The organism is Pseudocitrobacter cyperus, assembly GCF_039889165.1.
In the GTDB taxonomy this organism is placed as follows: domain Bacteria; phylum Pseudomonadota; class Gammaproteobacteria; order Enterobacterales; family Enterobacteriaceae; genus Pseudocitrobacter; species Pseudocitrobacter cyperus.
The window spans coordinates 1,620,594-1,640,511 of the sequence record NZ_JAYMYY010000001.1; the positions used below are offsets into that span (position 1 = coordinate 1,620,594).

General features: G+C 56.0%; 18 protein-coding genes. 14 read left to right on the forward strand and 4 right to left on the reverse strand.

Going from position 1 to position 19,918, the window contains the following annotated elements; all coding sequences use genetic code 11:
* Window positions 1-46: 46 nt before the first annotated feature.
* Together VSR74_RS07890 and VSR74_RS07895 are read right to left on the reverse strand one after the other, a co-directional pair.
* Complete coding sequence (locus tag VSR74_RS07890) at window positions 47-1,501, reverse strand: SEL1-like repeat protein (protein WP_347794148.1); 1,455 nt, start codon at window positions 1,499-1,501, stop codon at window positions 47-49.
* A gap of 296 nt (window positions 1,502-1,797) precedes the next feature.
* Window positions 1,798-2,556: an IclR family transcriptional regulator domain-containing protein gene (locus VSR74_RS07895; RefSeq protein WP_347794149.1), complete on the reverse strand. Its 759-nt coding sequence runs from the start codon at window positions 2,554-2,556 to the stop codon at window positions 1,798-1,800.
* A 152-nt stretch (window positions 2,557-2,708) separates the two neighbouring features.
* On the opposite strand from VSR74_RS07895, the gene VSR74_RS07900 reads away from it, so the two are divergent.
* The 8 genes from VSR74_RS07900 to VSR74_RS07935 all read left to right on the forward strand — a co-directional run bounded on the left by VSR74_RS07900 (window position 2,709) and on the right by VSR74_RS07935 (window position 12,008).
* Entirely contained in the window at window positions 2,709-3,530 is an 822-nt protein-coding gene (locus tag VSR74_RS07900; protein ID WP_347794150.1) for a shikimate dehydrogenase family protein, read from the forward strand.
* On the forward strand, window positions 3,527-5,203 hold the full coding sequence (locus VSR74_RS07905; RefSeq protein ID WP_347794151.1) for an FAD-dependent oxidoreductase: 1,677 nt from the start codon (window positions 3,527-3,529) through the stop codon (window positions 5,201-5,203). Before VSR74_RS07900 ends, VSR74_RS07905 begins: the two co-directional genes overlap by 4 nt.
* 13 nt (window positions 5,204-5,216) lie before the next feature.
* Window positions 5,217-5,537 (forward strand): NIPSNAP family protein, encoded by a 321-nt coding sequence (locus tag VSR74_RS07910; protein ID WP_015965584.1) that lies wholly within the window; start codon window positions 5,217-5,219, stop codon window positions 5,535-5,537.
* Window positions 5,538-5,547: 10 nt separating this feature from the next.
* Complete coding sequence (locus tag VSR74_RS07915; protein WP_347794152.1) at window positions 5,548-7,248, forward strand: FAD-dependent oxidoreductase; 1,701 nt, start codon at window positions 5,548-5,550, stop codon at window positions 7,246-7,248.
* Between the two features lie 64 nt (window positions 7,249-7,312).
* Window positions 7,313-8,116: a sugar phosphate isomerase/epimerase family protein gene (locus VSR74_RS07920; protein WP_347794153.1), complete on the forward strand. Its 804-nt coding sequence runs from the start codon at window positions 7,313-7,315 to the stop codon at window positions 8,114-8,116.
* A gap of 22 nt (window positions 8,117-8,138) precedes the next feature.
* Window positions 8,139-9,503 (forward strand): MFS transporter, encoded by a 1,365-nt coding sequence (locus tag VSR74_RS07925; RefSeq protein WP_347794154.1) that lies wholly within the window; start codon window positions 8,139-8,141, stop codon window positions 9,501-9,503.
* Window positions 9,500-10,507, forward strand: coding sequence for a Gfo/Idh/MocA family protein (locus VSR74_RS07930; RefSeq protein ID WP_347794155.1), 1,008 nt, complete (start codon window positions 9,500-9,502; stop codon window positions 10,505-10,507). The genes VSR74_RS07925 and VSR74_RS07930 overlap by 4 nt, the downstream gene beginning before the upstream one ends.
* A gap of 139 nt (window positions 10,508-10,646) precedes the next feature.
* Window positions 10,647-12,008: an MFS transporter gene (locus VSR74_RS07935; RefSeq protein ID WP_347794156.1), complete on the forward strand. Its 1,362-nt coding sequence runs from the start codon at window positions 10,647-10,649 to the stop codon at window positions 12,006-12,008.
* Between the two features lie 48 nt (window positions 12,009-12,056).
* Here the strand turns inward: VSR74_RS07935 and VSR74_RS07940 are convergent, their stop codons facing one another.
* On the reverse strand, window positions 12,057-12,548 hold the full coding sequence (locus tag VSR74_RS07940; RefSeq protein ID WP_015965590.1) for a YajQ family cyclic di-GMP-binding protein: 492 nt from the start codon (window positions 12,546-12,548) through the stop codon (window positions 12,057-12,059).
* 127 nt (window positions 12,549-12,675) lie between these two features.
* On the opposite strand from VSR74_RS07940, the gene panE reads away from it, so the two are divergent.
* Together panE and yajL are read left to right on the forward strand one after the other, a co-directional pair.
* Window positions 12,676-13,587 (forward strand): 2-dehydropantoate 2-reductase, encoded by a 912-nt coding sequence (gene panE, locus VSR74_RS07945; protein WP_347794157.1) that lies wholly within the window; start codon window positions 12,676-12,678, stop codon window positions 13,585-13,587.
* Window positions 13,550-14,140, forward strand: a complete 591-nt coding sequence (yajL, locus tag VSR74_RS07950) for a protein deglycase YajL (RefSeq protein ID WP_347794158.1) — start codon at window positions 13,550-13,552, stop codon at window positions 14,138-14,140. Before panE ends, yajL begins: the two co-directional genes overlap by 38 nt.
* Before the next feature lie 58 nt (window positions 14,141-14,198).
* Here yajL and thiI read toward each other — a convergent pair whose 3' ends face one another.
* Window positions 14,199-15,647 (reverse strand): tRNA uracil 4-sulfurtransferase ThiI, encoded by a 1,449-nt coding sequence (gene thiI / locus VSR74_RS07955; RefSeq protein ID WP_347794159.1) that lies wholly within the window; start codon window positions 15,645-15,647, stop codon window positions 14,199-14,201.
* Between the two features lie 210 nt (window positions 15,648-15,857).
* Here thiI and xseB point away from each other — a divergent pair, with 210 nt between their 5' ends.
* Genes xseB through VSR74_RS07975 form a run of 4 tightly spaced genes read left to right on the forward strand, consistent with a single transcriptional unit; the run spans window position 15,858 to window position 19,912 of the window.
* Window positions 15,858-16,100 carry an exodeoxyribonuclease VII small subunit gene (gene xseB, locus VSR74_RS07960; RefSeq protein WP_347794160.1) on the forward strand — a complete coding sequence of 81 codons (243 nt, stop codon included), beginning with the start codon at window positions 15,858-15,860 and terminating at the stop codon, window positions 16,098-16,100.
* Window positions 16,101-17,000: a (2E,6E)-farnesyl diphosphate synthase gene (gene ispA, locus VSR74_RS07965; RefSeq protein ID WP_347794161.1), complete on the forward strand. Its 900-nt coding sequence runs from the start codon at window positions 16,101-16,103 to the stop codon at window positions 16,998-17,000.
* A gap of 18 nt (window positions 17,001-17,018) precedes the next feature.
* Window positions 17,019-18,881, forward strand: a complete 1,863-nt coding sequence (dxs, locus tag VSR74_RS07970; RefSeq protein ID WP_347794162.1) for a 1-deoxy-D-xylulose-5-phosphate synthase — start codon at window positions 17,019-17,021, stop codon at window positions 18,879-18,881.
* Between the two features lie 56 nt (window positions 18,882-18,937).
* On the forward strand, window positions 18,938-19,912 hold the full coding sequence (locus VSR74_RS07975) for an aldo/keto reductase (RefSeq protein ID WP_347794163.1): 975 nt from the start codon (window positions 18,938-18,940) through the stop codon (window positions 19,910-19,912).
* The last annotated feature ends 6 nt before the right edge of the window (window positions 19,913-19,918 follow it).

Genomic DNA, 19,918 nt, shown 5'->3' on the forward strand with positions numbered 1-19,918 from the left:
CGCGACTTTTTGTTAATTTATTGATATTGCAAAGTAAAAAACTTCTTTACTGCACCAGCGTTAGCCTCCCCGCTTTTAGTACATCGACCTCTTTACCGTTAATTTTCGCCGTCGCATCCGTGATTTCAAAGGTCAGCACGCCGCAAAACGCTTTATCTTCAATATGCAACAATGTGGTATTGCTGAACGAATTGTATTCATACCCCTGCAGGTTACGGTTAAGCGTATTCATGCCAAACGGTGCAAACGACGCATTTTTTTTCAGTACCGCTCCCTCTCGGTTAATGACATTCAGAGCCACGCGCATATTCGCGACTTCACCAATGCGGTTGGTATCGGCTTGCAGATGAAGCTGGCAGGCGTAACTATCGTTTTTACTGCCGTTAAACGTGCCGACATGTTTCAGCGTGAGCGCGGGCAGATCGTTTCCCGCCTTTTCTCGCGCCTGTTTATCTTTCTCGCAGGTAGCTAAAAAGCCCTCGATGCGGCCAACCCGACTCTGCCCTTGATCAAAATAGTCTGCGGCCATTTTGCAGTCGGTCTGCACATATTGCCCGTTGGTATACATCCAGCCCAGATAACGCCACGCCAGGGTACTTCCTTGCTCTTTTGCTCCCTCAAAAAGCTTGAATGCTTTGGCGTAGTCAACATCCACCTGTTCCCCCAGATAATAAAGCTCACCAAGTTGGGTTAATGCATCTTTGTTGCCCTGCTTAGCCGCCAGTTCATACCATTTGAGCGCTTGCTGAATATCCGGTTTAACCCCCTTCTCTCCCGTTGCATATAAAATCCCCAGGATAGTCTGGGCGTCAGACTGGCCCAGTTCCGCCGCCTTGCGATACCACGTCATTTTGATGGCGTCTTTATTGACGACTTTTGCAAACCCCGCCTCATAAAGCTGGCCGACCAGCAAAGTGAGTTCAGGATCGTTATCCTTCGCCCAAAATTCGCTAAGATTTATGATGTCTGATTTAGTGAAGCCAAGACGGCTTATAAGAAGCTCATTTCCCGTATTGGCATAACTCATTAGCATCTGAAGAAAGGCAAGACGCTGCGAGGGTTCTTTCATTGCCGCCGCTTTCGCCGTATAAATTTCATCGACCATTTCATTGAGCGTGGGCGCATCAACATATATACCGTCTTTATTCGCTTTATCAGCCAGCGCCTGGGCGAGTGTTGGATTCTTCTCTACGCCGCTTGCGTATTGATAAAAATAACGGGCGTTGTAACAACCAGAATAGCCGCCAAGATCGCAGGCCTGAGTGTAGTTGTTAATTGCCTTTTCCACATCAACGGGTACTGAAATACCGTATTCGTATACAAACCCCAGTCTTGCAAGGGCTTCTGGATTTTTTGCCATGGCAAGCCCCCGAATCCCGGCCAACGCTTTCATCTCGCCTGTGGCAAGTGTGCGGTAATAGCTCTCGACTTCATCAGCGGCGTGACATGCGGTCGCGATAGATAAACCTAAAACCAGCCCAATTCCTTTGTAATTTAACATTCGATAGTCCTTAAATAACCCTGTTACTGGGTACTTACTGCTCCAGTGTTAAAATATTTTCTTTTATTACACCAACATTTTCTCATTAATCGCCGCGGTTGCTGATTTCAAGAAAAGCGTTACCTCTTTCGAAAGCTTATCAATATATTTCTGCGACATTGATATTTCACAACAATTTAAATCACATAATAAATTCACTACATGAATATATTTAAAGAAATAGCCAATAACACGATAGCGCATTGCTATTTTTATGACTATTTAAATCCGAGCCTCCCTGCCAGATTATTTCACCATTAACTCACCAGCATCTCCCGCGCGCTGTACAGCAAGTCCAGATGGTCACGACACAGCGCGTCAAGAGAAGTACGTGACTGATGGCTGGTTAAACTCAACGCCCCCCAGTAGAGCCCTTCTCTGTCTGCCAGCGGTACGGCGACCACTAGCATACCGATTTCAAACTCCTGCTCGATGGTGGCATACCCCTGCTTGCGCACCAGCGCAATTCGCGCCATCAGTTCATCAATCTCGATAGCGGTATAGGGAGTGCGCCGCTCGCGTTTAATTTGCCGCAGCACCGCTTCACACTCATTTTCCGGCAACGAGGCTAACCACAATCGCCCACCCGCCGTACAGTAAACCGGCACCCGCTCGCCCAGGCGTACCGAGGTGGAGTTAAAGGGCGTATGTTTGCTGCGCGCGATATACACCAGTTCGTTTTCATCAATCACCCCCACCGACGCATGCTCTTCGGTACGACTGGCGATGTACTCAACAATCGGCCGCACCATGCGCGGGAACTGGGCAGAATCGACGTAAGCCTGCCCCAGACGCAGCGCTTTGGGCGTCAGCCAGTAGTAGCGGCCATCCGTGCAGAGATAGCGTTCATGTACCAGCGTCAGGAAGAAACGGCGCGCCGCACTCTGCGTCAGGCCGCTCATTTTCGCCGCCTGCGGCACCGTCAGGCGGGGATGTTCTTTGGAGAAAAGCTGGATAATCGCCAGCCCCTTTTGCAGACCAACGATCAAATCGCGGGAATGAATCTGATTTTGCATAGTCGTTCACACTTTCGCAACAAACAAGCCCATTTACTGCGATTATCGCACTGTTAGTGCGATTAACAACCCACCTGTCCGAATTGTGCGTTGTTGGTCACCGGATCCACTGAAATACTAAATCAACATTTGGTTAACAAGTGAGATGAAAAATGGTCAGTGGATTTACACAAATCGTTGCTGTGCTTGGGCATCCCATTACACAGGTGAAATCACCGGAAAACTTCAACCGCTTCTTTGCCGAAACCGCGATGGACAAGGTGATGATCCCGGTTGATATCGTGCCGGAAGCGATTGCCGATTATCTGAACGCCCTGCGCGGCTGGCACAACATGAGCGGCGTACTGGTCACTGTGCCGCATAAACAACGCGTAGCCGGATTGCTGGACAGCCTGACACCACGCGCCCGCCATCTTAATGCGGTGAACGTGGTGCGCAAACTGCCTGACGGACGCCTGGAAGGTGACATGCTCGACGGCGTCGGTTTCCAGCTTGCCGCCGAAGCGCAGGGTTTTACTGCAGCGGGTAAGCGTGCGCTACTGTCCGGCTGCGGCGGCGTGGGAAGCGCCATCGCCTGGGGATTGTGTGAAGCGGGAATCACTCATCTTGCGCTGTATGACAGAGATGCCGCAACGCGCCAGCGCCTGGAAAATCGTCTTGCGACCCATTTCCCGGAAGTGCATCTCGGGGAATTACCGGCCTCCCTGACGGGCCTCGACCTGCTGGTTAATGGCTCTCCGGCGGGTATGCAGGGTTTTGATCCCCTGCCATTACCCCAGACGCTGCTTGATACGTTGCAAAACACCACGCACGTCGCCGATGTGGTAACGGCTCCGGCGATCACCCCGCTGCTGGCCTTCGCCCAGGCGCGCGGCTGCTCGATCCAGACCGGCCCGGAAATGGCGCTGGCGCAGATGAAGCTGATGGGCCAGTTTATCGGCGCGATTCCCACCGATCACGAGGCTGCCGCATGAAAAGCTGGGATGTGATCGTTATCGGTAGCGGTGCCGCGGGCTTTGCAACCGCAGTGACCGCCTGCTGCAAGGGCCTGTCGGTACTGATGCTGGAGAAAGCGCCGCATTTCGGTGGCACCTCGGCTATTTCCGGCGGCGCAGTATGGATCAATGACACTGACCAGGCTCGCCTGGCGGGAAAAAGCGGATCACCGGAAGCAATAAAAACGTATCTGCGCACCATCATTGGTGACGAAAACTATCGCCCGTCGCTGGTCGATGCCTTTGTCGAATCAGGTCGCGAAGCGCTGGCCTTTCTGGAACAGGAAGGTGCGGTGAAGTATAGCCTGCGACCACTCTCCCCGGACTATTACCCGGATGAAGCCGGGGCGGTCGATGTCGGGCGCGCCCTGGAAGTGGTCGAGTTTGATGGTCGTGAACTGGGCGAGCACTTCAGCACCCTGCGCTCTCCGCCGCCGGGAATGCTGCTGTTTGGCGGCATGATGGTAAATCGCTTCGACATCCAGCACTTTCTTGATATGCGCCGCTCGTGGAGATCGTTTTGCCACTGCGCACGCCTGCTGTTGCGCTATGGCCGCGATCGTCTGCGGCATCACCGCGGTACGCGTCTGGCGATGGGCAACGCGCTGATCGCGCGGATGGCGACGCTGGCGCTGCGCAAGGGATTGGATCTGGCGCTGAACGCCGATGTCACGTCATTAATAGAAGATCATGGCCGCGTCACGGGCGTCACTATCAACCGCGAAGGCAAAGAAGAGCAACTGCACGCGCGCTGTGGCGTGGTGCTGGCGGCAGGCGGTTTTGCCGCCGGACAGATTGCCGCACAGTTCCGCCCGGCGACACACCAGCACTTTACGATGTCACCGGCCACCAACGATGGGGCAGCCTTTGCGCTGGCAGGGCGTGTAGGTGCGCGTGAAGGGGCCGACCTTCCCTCTAACTTTTTCTGGGCTCCAGTGTCAGTTCTGCGCCACCCGGACGGCACGGAAGAGCGTTTCCCGCATCTGGTGACTGACCGCGCCAAACCGGGCGTCATCGCCATTAACCAGCGCGGCGTGCGCTTCGTCAACGAGTCGAACTCCTATCACCATTTTGCCAGCGCGATGCAGCAGCAGCCGGAGAATGCACCCTGCTATCTGATAAGCGACGCCACGGCAATGAAAAACTATGGCCTCGGCCTCGCCCGCCCGGCTCCGGTCAATAACGATGCGCTGGTGAAGGCGGGTTATCTGCACAAAGCCGAGACCCTCGCGGAACTCGCGCTGCAGCTCAACATCGACCCACAAACGCTGGAAGAGACCGTTGCCCGCTACAACCGTGATGCCGCCCGCGGCGAAGACAGCCAATTCCACAAAGGCGGCAACAGCTACAACCGGGTCATGGGCGACCCGGCACACAAGCCTGACTCCTGCAATGCCCCGCTCCGGCAAGCGCCGTTCTACGCCATCACGCTGTATACCGGTGATTTAGGCACCTCACGTGGGCTGGTAACAACCGCCGATGCACAGGTGATTAATCAGCAGGGCAACGCCATAGCAGGGCTTTACGCCGTCGGCAATGACATGGATTCGATAATGGCTGGCACCTATCCCGGCCCTGGCATCACCCTTGGCCCGGCACTCACTTTCGGCTATCTCGCCGCTAAACATATGGTTCAACAACAATCCCTTTAACCAGGAGTACATCATGATCTACGAAAAACGCACCTATACCATCAATCCACTGAAAATGGCCGACTGGCTGGCGCTGTATAAAAGTGATGCCTATGCGGTGCAAACCGAGCATCTCGGCAAGCTGATTGGCTTCTTCTTTACCGAAATAGGCGTGGTGAATCAGGTGGTGCACATCTGGGCTTACGAGAGCCTGGACGATCGCCTGGTACGTCGCGGACGGATGGCGCAGGACGAACGCTGGCTGACTTTCTCGCGCAAAAACCGCGAACTGGCGGCAGTCGAACGCCTGGAGTCGGTACTGATGCGCCCGACTGATTTCTCGCCGCTGCAATAAGGAGCCCAGGATGAGCAGGCAGGTAAAGGTGGATGTTCTGGTTGTCGGTTCCGGGGCGGCCGGATTATCAGCCGCCGTCAGCGCCGCGCTGCATGGTGCGAGTGTGCTGGTCGCCGAAAAAGAGTCGGTCATCGGCGGAACCAGCGCCTGGTCTGGCGGCTGGCTGTGGATCCCACGCAATCCGCTGGCGCGTGAAGAAGGTATCAATGAGGATGAATCCGCCCCGCTGACCTACCTGAACGCGGAGATGGAGGGCCGCCCTGCCGATGCACGTTTGCAGATGTTCCTGCGCTATGGGCCGGAGATGGTCGATTTCTTCCGCAGCAGAACCGCAGTGCAGTTTCTGTCCGGCAGCAAAATGCCGGATTTCCACAACTCGCCCGGCTTTGCGACCGGTGGCCGCTCGGTAACGGCGCAACCATACGATGGACGCGGGCTTGGCAACTGGCTGCACCGTTTACGCGCCCCGCTGGAGACCATCAGTCTGGCGGGGATGGGGATCGCGGGCGGTGCGGATATGGCGCATTTTTTCAACGCGACCCGCTCGCCGCGATCCGCTTTCTACGCCACCCGCCGCCTGCTGCGCCATAACTGGCAACGCCTGCGCTATGGGCGCGGGCAGCATCTGGTGAACGGTAACGCGCTGGTCGCCCGTCTGTTGCGTTCGGCACTGGATGCCGACGTTCAGTTCCGGCTCAATGCGCCAGTCGCGCGATTGCTGAGCCAGGACGGGCACATTCGCGGCGCGGTACTTGATAGCGACGAAGGCGAAATTACGGTCGATGCCGGCGCGGTGGTGCTGGCCTGCGGCGGCTTTCCCCACGACAAAACCCGGCTGGCGCAGGAAATTCCCCATGCGCGTCAGGGCTACGGTCATTTCTCCGCGGCACCGCCAGGAAACCAGGGCGACGGCATCCGGCTGGGGGAATCAGTCGGCGGTCATTTTGAACGCAACCTGAAGCACCCCATGGCCTGGGCACCGGTGTCTCGCGTCACGCTGGCAAGCGGGTTACAACTCGCTTTCCCGCATCTGGTCGAACGCGCCAAGCCCGGGTTTATCGCCGTATTGCCCAACGGCAAACGCTTCACCAACGAAGCCGATTCTTATCATGATTTTATCGCCGCGCTGATCGCCGCCACACCGGAAGGCGAAAAACCGCAGGCGTGGCTACTGGCAGACCAGCGCACTCTACGCCGCTATGGGCTGGGGCACGCACGTCCCACGCCTTTTCATGTCAATGCCTGGCTACGCAATGGCTATCTGCAATCGGGCGATACGCTGGAAGCCCTGGCGAAAAACTGCGGGATTGACGAAGCCACACTGGTTGAAACCGTTGCTCGTTTCAACGGTTTTGCCGAACGCGGCGTCGATGAAGAGTTTCAGCGCGGAGCGTCAGCCTATAACTGCACTCAGGGCGACGCCACTCACCAGCCCAGCCCGACGCTCGGCGCGATAAAACAGGGGCCGTTTTATGCCGTGCGTATTTTACCCGGTTCTCTGGGTTCCTTTAGCGGCCTGTTGACCGATGAACATGCGCAGGTGTTGAACAGCCAACATCGCCCCATCCCCGGCCTGTACGCCGTAGGAAACGATATGTCGAGCGTGATGCAGGGGTTCTACCCCAGCGGCGGCATCACCCTTGGCCCGGCCATGACTTTCGGTTATCTGGTTGGAAAAAAACTCGCTGCAAACATAACAAAAACAACGTAATTCATCGTCTGGCCATGGAAGGCGAAAAAACAAAAACCTTACCTGCAACTGTACTGGAGTCCCTATGAACATGCGTTCTTTGTCTCTCGCTGCCCTGACGATGCTCGACGTACCGCCGCCGGAACAGATCCGGATTGCGGCGCAAACGGGCTTTACCCATGTCGGCCTGCGCTTGCTTCCCGCCACGCCTGACGACCCTGACTACGATATGCTCGGCGACACCGCCATGGTGCGCGAAACGCTGGCTGCGCTACAGGAGACCGGTATTCGCGTTTCGGACGTGGAGATCTTACGATTAACGCCTGATTTTAACCTGCCATCACTGCGCCCGTTTCTGGAAACCGCCGCTCGTTTTGATGCGCAGCAGGTGCTGGTTGCCGGAAACGATGACCATCTCGCACGCTGCGCAGAAAATCTGGCGCAACTGGCGCAGGCAGGAAAAGCGTATGGCCTGACCATGAACCTCGAACCGATGCCGTGGACTGCGCTGAAAACCCTGCGCGACGCGCAAACCCTGATTGCGGCAAGCGGTCAGAGCAACATCGGGATCCTTGTCGATGCTATCCACTTCTGGCGGGCAGGCGAGTCGCTTTCGACGCTTTCCTCTATTCCCGCAGCGCAACTCAACTATATGCAACTTTGCGATGCGCCCGCTAAGTCCCCCGAGACCACTGAAGAGTTGATTTACCAGGCGCGCAGCGCGCGCAAAATACCTGGTGAAGGCGGCCTCGATTTACACGGTTTACTGGCGGCACTCCCCGCCGCGCTCCCCGTGTCGATAGAAGTCCCTCTGGCGGGAAAACAAGGTGCCCTGCCCGCTCAACGTCGCGCTCAGTTGCTGTTTAACGCCGCGCAATCCTTCCTGTGAACAGCTCACCCGAGGTATCGTTATGGCTCAGACTCAACGCCTGGATGTCAGAGAATTAATTAATACCCAACCCCTCAGCCGCTATCAAAAACTGGTGATTTTTCTGGGTTTTGCTGTGATCGCGCTGGACGGTTTCGATATCGCCATCATGGGATTTATCGCCCCGGTACTGAAACAGGAGTGGGGCGTCAGCAACCATGAACTGGGTTTTGTAATAAGCACCGCGCTGATTGGCCTGGCGCTGGGGGCAATGTTCTCCGGCCCACTCGCAGACTGGCTGGGGCGCAAAAAAATCATCATCAACAGCGTCTTTTTCTTCGGTTTCTGGACTGTCGCAACCGCGTTTTCGCAGAACATCGAGCAGATGATCTTCTTCCGCTTTATGACCGGGCTGGGGCTTGGCGCGGCAATGCCGAACATCAGTACTCTGGTCTCAGAGTACGCCCCTGAACGTCAGCGTTCATTTATCATCACCGTGATTTTTTGCGGTTTCACTTTTGGCGCGGCCATTGGCGGCTTTACCGCCTCATGGTTGATCCCGCTATATGGCTGGCATTCCCTGATGGCTCTCGGCGGCATTTTGCCGCTGCTGTTTGTGCCTGTACTGCTGTGGAAACTGCCGGAGTCAGTGCGTTTTCTGGTGATAAAGCGCGCACCAGCCGGACAGATTTGCGCGATCCTCCGGCGGCTCTATCCGGAGCACATCGCTGATAACGTGAGCTTCATCGTGCCAACCCAGCCGGTGAGCGGCAATGCGATGCGTATCGTGCTCTCTCCACAGTATCGCTTCGGCACGCTGATGCTGTGGCTCATCTACTTTATGGGGCTGTTTCTGGTTTACATCCTCGGTAGCTGGCTACCAACGCTGGTAAAAGAGATTGGCCTGACGGTCAGCCAGGCGGCGGTGATGACCGCGATTTATCAGGCGGGCGGTACCGTGGGCTCGCTGTTCGCCGGGTGGTTGATGGATCGCATTAATCCGCATCGGGCGCTGGGGGCAATTTTCGCCGTCGGTGGACTCGTCACCATGGCCATCGGTTTTGCCGCCGCCAGCTTTGCCCTTCTGTGTGTGCTGGCGCTGATAAGCGGAGCCTGTCTTAACGGTGCGAATACGGGCATGAACGCCCTCTCCGCCCGCTTTTACCCCACCCAGGCGCGCGCAACGGGATCAAGCTGGATGCACGGCGTCGGGCGTGTTGGTGCGATCCTCAGCGCGTTTGCCGGAGCCGAGATGCTGGCGATGGATCTGCAATTTGAAACCGTCTTCCTGCTGCTTGGCATTCCAGCGCTGCTCACCGTGCTGGGCGTCGCGGCCAAAGGCTGGTTTGCCTCCGCGCCATCCGAAGCAACATCCCCCGTTTCCACTACGCTCAGGAGCCCATCATGAACCCTGTTAGACTTGCCGTCATTGGCGCTGGCGCTATCGGACGCAAGCATATTGAGGTAATCCAACAATCATCAGAGTCCATACTTGTCGCCCTGGCCGATCCGTCCGAACAGGCGAAAGAGCTGGCGGATGCGCTCGGCGTGGAGTGGTATGCCGACATCAACGACATGCTCGATGAGGTAAAACCGGACGGGGTTATCAATGCCACGCCAAACACGCTGCACGTCCCCTGCGCAATGGCCTGCGTAGCGCGGGCAATTCCGGTGCTGGTAGAGAAACCGGTGGCGGAGTCGCCTGAACGCGCCCGAGAACTGGTTGACGCCGCACGGCGCAATAACGTACCGGTGCTGGTGGGCCATCACCGCCGGCATAATGCATTGACGGCGGCGGCGAAAGCGTTAATCGACGGCGGAAAGCTTGGCAAGATCGTCGCCGTCTCTGCCCACTGGATGCTGCAAAAACCGGATGACTACTTTGATGTGAGCTGGCGGCGCGAACCCGGCGCAGGGCCACTGCTGGTCAATCTGGTGCATGATATCGACCTGATGCGCTATCTGCTGGGCGAAATTGCAGAGGTGCAGGCGATGGCCTCCAGCGAAACGCGCGGCTTTGCCAATGAAGACAGCGCGGTAGTGAACCTGCGCTTTGCATGCGGTACGCTGGGCAGCGCGGTGTTAAGTGATTGCAGCGTCAGCCCATGGAGCTGGGAGATGAACTCGGCTGAGAACCCCATTTATGCCCACACGCCTGAGAACTGCTATCTGATATCCGGCAGCCAGGGAGCGCTGGCGATACCGCAAATGCGCTGGTGGCGCTACGGCGAGAAAACGGGCTGGCACGAGCCCCTCATCAGCGAGACGCTACCGGTTGACGCAATCGACCCGTTTATTCTGCAACTGAACCACTTTATCGCCGTCATTCGCGGCGAGGCGACGCCCATTATCGATGCCGCCGATGCGCTGCGATCGCTGGAAGTGATTGACGAAATCCGTCAGGCAATTTGATCCTCTGGCCGTAGCGCCACACTACGGCCATTTCTATATCGCACAAATAATTCACTAATGTAATATTTGCTCATTAACACTCTGTTTACCCTGCCTGCGCTCCGCACTACACTATGGGGCGATTGATAATGAGGTGGGAATGAACGATTACAAAATGACACCGGGTGAATTGCGCGCCACCTGGGGTTTAGGGGCCGTCTTTTCTTTGCGTATGCTCGGCATGTTTATGGTCCTGCCGGTTCTGACCACTTACGGTATGGCCTTACAGGGCGCAAGTGAAGCGCTGATTGGTCTGGCGATTGGTATTTATGGCCTGGCGCAGGCCGTCTTCCAGATCCCCTTTGGTTTACTCTCCGACCGCATTGGCCGCAAACCGCTGATTATCGGCGGGCTAATTATTTTCGCCGCAGGCAGCGTGATTGCCGCCCTGTCGGACTCCATCTGGGGGATTATTCTCGGCCGCGCGCTGCAAGGTTCCGGCGCCATTGCCGCGGCGGTGATGGCGCTACTTTCTGACCTTACCCGCGAACAGAACCGCACTAAAGCGATGGCATTTATTGGCGTCAGTTTTGGCGTAACCTTCGCAATCGCGATGGTCTTAGGGCCGATTATTACCCACAAATTGGGTCTGCACGCGCTGTTCTGGATGATAGCCATTCTCGCCACGCTGGCGATTCTGCTGACGCTGTGGGTCGTGCCAAACAGCCAAAACCATACGCTCAACCGCGAATCCGGCATGGTGAAGGGCTGCTTTAGTAAAGTCCTGGCTGAACCGAAACTGCTGCGCCTGAATTTCGGCATTATGTGCCTGCATATTCTGCTGATGTCGACCTTCGTCGCCCTGCCGGGACAACTGGAAATGGCGGGATTCCCGGCACAGGAGCACTGGAAAATCTATCTGATCACCATGCTGGTTTCGTTTATCGCCGTGGTGCCTTTTATCATCTATGCAGAAGTGAAACGCAAAATGAAGCGTGTGTTTCTGCTCTGTATTGCCCTGCTTCTGATCGCAGAGATTGTACTGTGGGGTTCCGGTAATGCCTTCTGGGAGCTGGTTGTCGGCGTACAGATTTTCTTCCTCGCCTTTAACCTGATGGAAGCGTTGCTGCCGTCGCTTATCAGCAAAGAGTCTCCGGCAGGCTACAAGGGCACCGCAATGGGTGTTTACTCCACCAGCCAGTTCCTCGGCGTGGCGATTGGCGGCTCGCTGGGCGGCTGGATTGACGGCTCTTTCGATTCGCAAACGGTGTTTCTGGCAGGCGCGTTGCTGGCGACGCTGTGGATGCTGGTCGCCGTCACTATGAGCGAACCGGCTTATGTCAGCAGCTTACGTATCGAGATCCCCGATGGCGTGGAGGTCGATGATGCTCTGAAGGCGCGTCTGCTGGCGAAAGAGGGTATTAAAGATGTACTGCTGGTGGGTGAAGAGCGGTCGGCTTACGTTAAAATCGACAGCAAGGTGACGAACCGCTTTGAGGTGGAGCAAGCTATTATCGCCTGACCCCGTATGGAGGCCGGATAAGGCGCTAACCTCATCCGGCAATACGCTTTAATCGCGGAAGTTTTTGAACTGGAACGGCTGGCCTAAATCGCCGCCACGCACCAGCGCCATCACCGCCTGCAAATCATCACGGGATTTCCCGGTCACGCGGATCTCTTCGCCCTGAATTTGCGTCTGCACTTTCAGCTTGCTGTCTTTGATGAGCTTAACGATTTTCTTCTGAATTGCGCTCTCAATCCCCTGCTTCAACTTCGCTTCGACAAACCAGGTTTTCCCACTGTGCACAAACTCTTCCGGCACATCGAGGGACGTGCCTTCGATGCCGCGCTTAAGCAGTTTAGCGCGCAGAATATCCAGTAACTGATTGACCTGGAAATCAGATTCGCTCAATACCTTGATGGTTTTATTCGCATCGTTGAGCTCAATTTTCGCTTCTACGCCACGAAAATCGAAACGTGACTCAACCTCACGGGCGGCGTTATCCACACCGTTACGTGCTTCCTGAAGATCAACTTCAGAGACAATATCGAAAGATGGCATCTTTTCCTCTCCCTCAGTGACTTTTGCGTTGCATAATACCTGCAACGCGGCATAACTCAACTTGTTATCCCCGAAAGCTTAGCGCCTGAGACTATAATTTGGGTGTCATCGCCGTTCAGGAGGCAGTGTGAAAATTACAGTACTAGGATGTGGCGCGCTGGGTCAGCTCTGGCTCACGGCGTTGTACAAAAAAGGATTTGAAGTTCAGGGCTGGCTACGCGTCCCCCAGCCTTACTGTAGCGTAAATCTGCTCGAGCGGGATGGATCTATCTTTAACCAGTCCGTCACCGCCAACGACCCGGACTTTCTCGCTCACAGCAACCTTCTGCTGGTGACATTAAAAGCCTGGCAGGTTTCTGACGCGGTGAGAACCCTGGCAAAGAAGTTGCCGGAAACGTCCCCTATCCTGCTTATCCATAATGGCATGGGCACCGTCGAAGAGCTCAGCGACGTGAAACAGCCGCTGCTGCTGGGCGCGACCACTCAGGCGGCGCGACGGGACGGTAATATCATCATTCACGTCGCCAACGGCACCACCCACATTGGCCCGGCAAAACAGTACGACCACGATTACAGCAATCTGGCTATCACCTTGCAAAACGTTCTGCCAGATGTCGCCTGGCACGACAACATCTACTCCGCTATGTGGCGTAAGCTTGCGGTCAACTGTGTCATTAACCCATTGACCACGCTGATGAACTGCCCGAATGGCGAGCTCGCGCATCACCTTGCGCAGGTGGAGCTCATCTGCGAAGAAGTGGCGCGCACGATGGCGCGGGAAGGCATTCATACCTCGACGGAAAACCTGCTATTTTATGTTACCCAGGTAATTGAACGCACAGGAGAAAATATCTCCTCCATGCTTCAGGATGTACGGGCGCTGCGCCACACGGAAATCGACTATATCACCGGTTTTCTGCTAAAACGCGCCCGCGCGCACGGCCTCAGCCTGCCGGAAAACACCCGCCTGTATGAACAGATTAAACGTAAGGAGAGTGAATATGAGCGCGTCGGCACTGATCTGCCTCGCACCTGGTAGTGAAGAGACGGAAGCCGTCACCACTATCGATCTGCTGGTTCGTGGCGGTATCAACGTCACTACGGCAAGCGTCGCCAGCGATGGCAACCTGGCTATCGTCTGCTCACGCGGCGTAAAACTTCTGGCTGACGCTCCCCTGGTGGAAGTCGCTGATGGCGATTACGACATCATCATTCTGCCGGGGGGCATTAAAGGCGCGGAATGTTTCCGCGACAGCCCGCTGCTGGTCGAAACCGTGCGTCAGTTTCACCTTTCCGGGCGGATTGTAGCCGCGATTTGCGCTGCTCCCGCCACCGTACTGGTGCCGCATAATCTCTTCCCTGTCGGTAATATGACCGGCTTCCCGTCGCTGAAGGATAAAATCCCGGAAGATCAGTGGATGGACAAACGCGTCGCGTGGGATCCGCGGGTGAATTTACTCACCAGCCAGGGGCCGGGCACGTCGATTGATTTTGGCCTGAAGATTATCGACCTGCTGGTCGGGCGCGAGAAAGCCCATGAAGTCGCCTCACAACTGGTGATAGCGGCGGGGATTTATAACTACTACGAGTAATACCTGGATAAAAAAAACCTCGCAACGCGAGGTTTTTTCTTCAGTAACAACGGCTCGCTTACGGGCGATAAACCTTCACGTTGGCAAAGCCCTGCTCGCGCAGATAGAGCGCCTGCAGGCGGCTCATCACGCCGCGCTCGCACCACAGCAAGTAGTTTTTGCTCTGGTCGAGGTTGCCGAACTGAGTGCTCAGCTTGTAGAACGGCAGTGAAGCAATTTCCACACCTTCCACTTTCAGCGGTTTGTCATCCTGCTCATCAACGGAACGAATATCCAGGATCACATCGTTGGTGCCAAAACCGCTGACGGTTTCCACTTCCACCACCGCCTGCTCGGTTTGCTGGGCGATTTCGCGGATGTCGAGATTGTTGGCATTCGCCACCACGTCATCAAGAATGCTGAAATCAAAGTTTTCTTCTTCCGCTTCGATTTTCGCCTTCACCGCTTTGATGGTCGGGCTTTTCGAGATCACGCCGCAATATTCCGGCATGGTGCGGGCAAAGTCTTCCGTGCCGATTTCACGCGCCAGATTAATGATGTGCTCTTTATCGTGAGAGATTAGCGGGCGCAGGATCAACGTATCGGAGACGTTATCGATCAAACGCAGATTGGTCAGCGTCTGGCTGGAAACCTGGCCCAGCGCTTCACCTGTAACCAACGCCTGCACGCCATAACGCTCTGCGACTTTCGACGCTGCGCGCACCATCATGCGTTTCAGCACCACGCCCATCTGACCATCGTCGATTTTTTCGAGGATTTCGCCAACAACAGGTTCGAAGTTAATGGCAACGAAACGCACGCGGTGAGAACTGCCGAAGCGGTTCCACAGGTAATGCGCCACCTGACGGACGCCGATTTCGTGCGCCGCGCCGCCGAGGTTAAAGAAGCAGTAGTGCACGCGGCATCCGCGACGCATCAGCATATAGCTGGAGACGCCGGAGTCGAACCCGCCGGAAATCAGCGACAGGACATCTTCCTGAGTGCCAATTGGGAAACCGCCGATGCCTTCATAGCGCCCTTTCACCAGCAGCAGGCGATCGTTTTCGATCTCCAGGTTAACGGTGACGTCCGGGTTAGTCAGCTTCACTTTTGCGGATTCAACATGTTGATTCAGACCGCCGCCGACGTAGCGTTCGATCTCAATCGAGGTAAATTCGTGTTTACCACGACGCTTTACGCGCACGCAGAAGGTTTTGCCTTCAATTTGATCGCGGTACTGCACCAGCGCTTTTTCAAAGATGTCGTGCAGCGAGGTGAACGGCACATCTTCCACTTCAAGAATATGGTGGATGCCCGGAATACGGGTCAGGGCGTCACGGATATCCAGGCGCTGATTTTCATCTTTGGCGCGAACTTCGATGTGATCCCAGTGACGAACAACAGCGAGCGTCTCGTCATAATGCTTTAGAACGTTACGAATGTTCCCGGTTAAAATTTTAATAAAGCGCAACCGCACAGATTGGCTTTTGATGGTGATTTCCGGGAACAATTTAATGATAAACTTCATGGCGGCAATGGTTCGTTGGCAAGCCCGATGCGGGCTGTAGGTAAAATTTGTACTGCAGCGCACCGGGGTACCTGCATCCAGGACGCGGAGTATATCATCTTAGTGGTTAAGCTGCGCGCTTTCGCATATACCATTGTGTGTTATTTGATTCAGAGCGCGACTGGGCTACCATAGTCGCCATCGCGATATAAACAGAGCTAATCATTCACTATGCCAAAGAAAAATGAAGCCCCGGCCAGTTTCGAGACTGCACTCAGCGATCTGGAGCAGATCGTCAATCGCCTCGAAAGCGGCGACCTTCCTCTGGAAGAGGCGCTAAACGAGTTCGAGCGCGGCGTACAACTGGCGCGGCAGGGGCAGGCCAAACTGCAACAGGCGGAACAGCGTGTTCAAATACTGCTGGCCGATAACGACGACGCACCGCTTACCCCCTTTACGCCGGACAACGAATAAATGGATTTTTCGCAGCAGCTAAATGCCTGCGTCGAACACGCCAATAGCGCGTTGCGACGCTTTATTGAGCCTCAGCCCTTTCAGAACACTCCGCTGGTTGAAGCGATGCAATATGGCGCATTATTAGGTGGCAAACGCCTGCGTCCTTTTCTGGTGTACGCCACCGGGGAAATGTTTGGCGTCGATAAGCAAACGCTGGATGCCCCCGCTGCCGCCGTCGAGTGCATTCACGCCTATTCGCTAATGCATGATGACCTTCCGGCAATGGACGATGATGACCTGCGTCGCGGTATGCCAACCTGCCACGTTAAATTTGGCGAAGCGAATGCCATTCTGGCGGGTGATGCCCTGCAAACGCTGGCGTTTTCTATACTGAGTGATGCGCCAATGACCAATGTGTCGGACAGCGATCGTCTGGCGATGGTTTCTGAGCTGGCACAGGCCAGCGGCGTCGCCGGAATGTGCGGCGGCCAGGCGCTGGATCTCGATGCAGAAGGTAAACATGTTGATCTGGCAGCGCTTGAGCGTATTCACCGTCATAAAACCGGTGCGTTAATTCGCGCCGCCGTGCGTTTAGGCGCACTGAGCGCGGGCGAGAAAGGCCGCAGCGCCCTGCCACTGCTGGATAAGTACGCGGAATGCATCGGCCTGGCATTCCAGGTTCAGGATGACATTCTGGATGTGGTGGGCGATACTGCGACCCTCGGAAAGCGCCAGGGTGCCGATCAGCAATTAGGCAAGAGCACCTATCCCGCACTGCTGGGTCTTGAGCAAGCCCGCACGAAAGCCCGTGACCTTATTGAAGAGGCCCGTCAGTCGTTAACTGTACTGGCTGAACAGTCACTGGATACTACTGCACTGGAAGCGCTGGCGAACTACATCATCCTGCGCGACAAATAAACAATAAATGAGTCTCTGATGAGTTTTGATATTGCCAAATACCCGACCCTGGCGTTGGTCGATTCCACTCAGGAGTTGCGCCTGCTGCCAAAAGAGAGCCTGCCGAAGCTGTGCGATGAATTGCGTCGTTACCTGCTCGACAGCGTGAGCCGTTCCAGCGGACACTTCGCCTCCGGGCTTGGCACGGTGGAGCTCACCGTGGCGCTGCACTATGTCTACAATACGCCGTTCGATCAGCTAATCTGGGACGTTGGCCACCAGGCCTATCCGCATAAAATCCTGACCGGGCGTCGCGATAAAATTGGCACTATCCGTCAGAAAGGCGGCCTGCATCCATTCCCATGGCGTGGTGAAAGTGAATTTGATGTCTTAAGCGTCGGCCACTCCTCCACCTCCATTTCCGCCGGAATTGGCATTGCCGTGGCGGCCGAGCGCGAAGAGAAGCAGCGCCGCACCGTCTGCGTCATTGGCGATGGCGCAATCACCGCTGGCATGGCGTTTGAAGCGATGAATCACGCGGGCGATATCAAACCGGACATGCTGGTAGTGCTGAATGACAACGAGATGTCCATTTCCGAGAACGTCGGCGCGCTGAATAACCACCTGGCGCAACTGCTTTCCGGCAAGCTTTACTCCTCCCTGCGCGAAGGCGGCAAAAAAGTGTTCTCCGGCGTACCGCCGATTAAAGAACTGCTTAAGCGCACCGAAGAACACATCAAAGGGATGGTGGTGCCGGGTACGCTGTTTGAAGAACTGGGCTTTAACTACATCGGCCCGGTCGACGGCCACGATGTGCTTGGGCTGGTGAATACCCTGAAGAACATGCGCGACCTGAAAGGCCCGCAGTTCCTGCACATCATGACCAAGAAAGGGCGCGGCTATGAGCCCGCCGAAAAAGATCCCATCACTTTCCATGCGGTGCCAAAATTTGACCATACCAGCGGAAAGTTACCGAAAAGCAGCGGCGGCCTGCCCTCTTATTCGAAAATATTCGGCGACTGGCTGTGCGAAACGGCGGCCAGAGACCGCAAGTTAATGGCGGTAACGCCTGCGATGCGCGAAGGCTCCGGTATGGTCGAGTTTTCGAAAAAATTCCCCGACCAGTACTTTGACGTAGCGATTGCCGAACAGCACGCGGTGACTTTCGCCGCGGGGCTGGCGATTGGCGGCAACAAGCCGGTTGTGGCGATTTACTCCACCTTCCTGCAACGCGCCTACGATCAGGTTATCCATGATGTGGCTATCCAGAAACTGCCGGTGATGTTCGCCATCGACCGCGCGGGGATTGTTGGCGCTGACGGGCAGACGCACCAGGGCGCGTTTGATCTCTCGTTCCTGCGCTGCATCCCGGAGATGGTGATCATGACGCCGAGCGACGAAAACGAATGTCGCCAGATGCTGTATACCGGCTATCACTACAACGACGGCCCGAGCGCTGTGCGTTATCCGCGCGGCTGCGGCACCGGCGCTGAACTTCAGCCGCTGGAGAAACTGCCGCTGGGCAAAGGCATAGTGAAACGTCAGGGTGAGAAAATCGCCATTCTGAACTTCGGTACCCTGCTGGCGGACGCGGCGATTGTGGCAGAAAACCTCAACGCGACGCTGGTCGATATGCGCTTTGTGAAACCGCTTGATGAGAGCCTGATTCTGGAGATGGCGGCGCAGCATGACGTGCTGGTGACGCTGGAAGAGAACGCCATTATGGGCGGCGCAGGCAGCGGCGTGAATGAAGTGCTGATGGCGCATCGTAAAGTCGTTCCGGTACTCAACCTTGGCCTGCCGGACTTCTTTATTCCGCAGGGCACTCAGGAAGAGATCCGCGCCGACCTCGGTCTTGACGCGGCAGGTATCGAAGCGAAAATCGCGAGCTGGCTGGCATAACCCTCCTCTCCGCTCCTGCTATGCTTAAAGGTATATCTTAAAGCAGGAGCGGAACCATGCAATACAACCTCTTAGGACACACCGACCTTCGGGTTTCCCGTCTTTGCCTGGGCTGCATGACCTTTGGCGAACCGGATCGGGGCAAACACGCCTGGACCCTACCCGAAGAGAGCAGCCGCCCTATCATCCAGCGCGCCCTTGAAGGCGGCATTAATTTTTTCGACACCGCCAACAGCTATTCCGACGGCAGCAGCGAAGAGATAGTAGGCCGCGCCCTGCGCGATTTCGCCCGCCGTGAAGAGGTCGTGGTCGCCACCAAGGTTTATCATCAGGTCGGCGACCTGGCAGAAGGACTTTCCCGCGCGCAAATTCTGCGCTCCATCGATGACAGCCTGAAACGCCTGGGGATGGAGTACGTCGACCTGCTGCAAATTCACCGCTGGGATTACAGCACGCCGATTGAAGAGACGCTGGAAGCGTTAAACGATGTGGTCAAAGCGGGGAAAGCACGCTATATCGGCGCGTCCTCAATGCACGCCCGTCAGTTTGCCCACGCGCTGGCGCTACAAAAACAGCATGGCTGGGCACCGTTTGTCACCATGCAGGATCACTACAATCTGATTTACCGTGAAGAAGAGAATGAGATGCTGCCGCTGTGCAACCGCGAAGGCGTGGCGGTGATCCCCTGGAGCCCGCTGGCGCGTGGACGCTTAACACGTCCGTGGGGAGAAACCACCGCGCGGCTGGTGTCCGATGAGTTTGGTAACACGCTCTACAGCACTACCGAAGAGAATGATGCGCAAATTGCAGATCGGCTGGCGCACGTAGCGGACGATCTTGGTGCTACCCGCGCCCAAACAGCGCTGGCGTGGCTGTTGAGCAAACCGGGAGTGGCGGCGCCGATTATCGGCACATCGCGGGAAGAGCAACTAGATGAGTTGTTGAATGCGGTAGATTTAACGCTGAAGCCGGAACAGATTGCGGAGCTGGAAACGCCATATCAGCCGCATCCGGTGGTGGGGTTTAAGTAAGGCCCC

Bases quoted from the DNA above. Each gene is read 5' to 3' on its own strand.
- VSR74_RS07890 (WP_347794148.1), bottom strand. From the start codon at position 1,501: ATGTTAAATTACAAAGGAATTGGGCTGGTTTTAGGTTTATCTATCGCG.
- VSR74_RS07895 (WP_347794149.1), bottom strand. From the start codon at position 2,556: ATGCAAAATCAGATTCATTCCCGCGATTTGATCGTTGGTCTGCAAAAG.
- VSR74_RS07900 (WP_347794150.1), top strand. From the start codon at position 2,709: ATGGTCAGTGGATTTACACAAATCGTTGCTGTGCTTGGGCATCCCATT.
- VSR74_RS07905 (WP_347794151.1), top strand. From the start codon at position 3,527: ATGAAAAGCTGGGATGTGATCGTTATCGGTAGCGGTGCCGCGGGCTTT.
- VSR74_RS07910 (WP_015965584.1), top strand. From the start codon at position 5,217: ATGATCTACGAAAAACGCACCTATACCATCAATCCACTGAAAATGGCC.
- VSR74_RS07915 (WP_347794152.1), top strand. From the start codon at position 5,548: ATGAGCAGGCAGGTAAAGGTGGATGTTCTGGTTGTCGGTTCCGGGGCG.
- VSR74_RS07920 (WP_347794153.1), top strand. From the start codon at position 7,313: ATGAACATGCGTTCTTTGTCTCTCGCTGCCCTGACGATGCTCGACGTA.
- VSR74_RS07925 (WP_347794154.1), top strand. From the start codon at position 8,139: ATGGCTCAGACTCAACGCCTGGATGTCAGAGAATTAATTAATACCCAA.
- VSR74_RS07930 (WP_347794155.1), top strand. From the start codon at position 9,500: ATGAACCCTGTTAGACTTGCCGTCATTGGCGCTGGCGCTATCGGACGC.
- VSR74_RS07935 (WP_347794156.1), top strand. From the start codon at position 10,647: ATGAACGATTACAAAATGACACCGGGTGAATTGCGCGCCACCTGGGGT.
- VSR74_RS07940 (WP_015965590.1), bottom strand. From the start codon at position 12,548: ATGCCATCTTTCGATATTGTCTCTGAAGTTGATCTTCAGGAAGCACGT.
- yajL (WP_347794158.1), top strand. From the start codon at position 13,550: ATGAGCGCGTCGGCACTGATCTGCCTCGCACCTGGTAGTGAAGAGACG.
- thiI (WP_347794159.1), bottom strand. From the start codon at position 15,647: ATGAAGTTTATCATTAAATTGTTCCCGGAAATCACCATCAAAAGCCAA.
- xseB (WP_347794160.1), top strand. From the start codon at position 15,858: ATGCCAAAGAAAAATGAAGCCCCGGCCAGTTTCGAGACTGCACTCAGC.
- ispA (WP_347794161.1), top strand. From the start codon at position 16,101: ATGGATTTTTCGCAGCAGCTAAATGCCTGCGTCGAACACGCCAATAGC.
- dxs (WP_347794162.1), top strand. From the start codon at position 17,019: ATGAGTTTTGATATTGCCAAATACCCGACCCTGGCGTTGGTCGATTCC.
- VSR74_RS07975 (WP_347794163.1), top strand. From the start codon at position 18,938: ATGCAATACAACCTCTTAGGACACACCGACCTTCGGGTTTCCCGTCTT.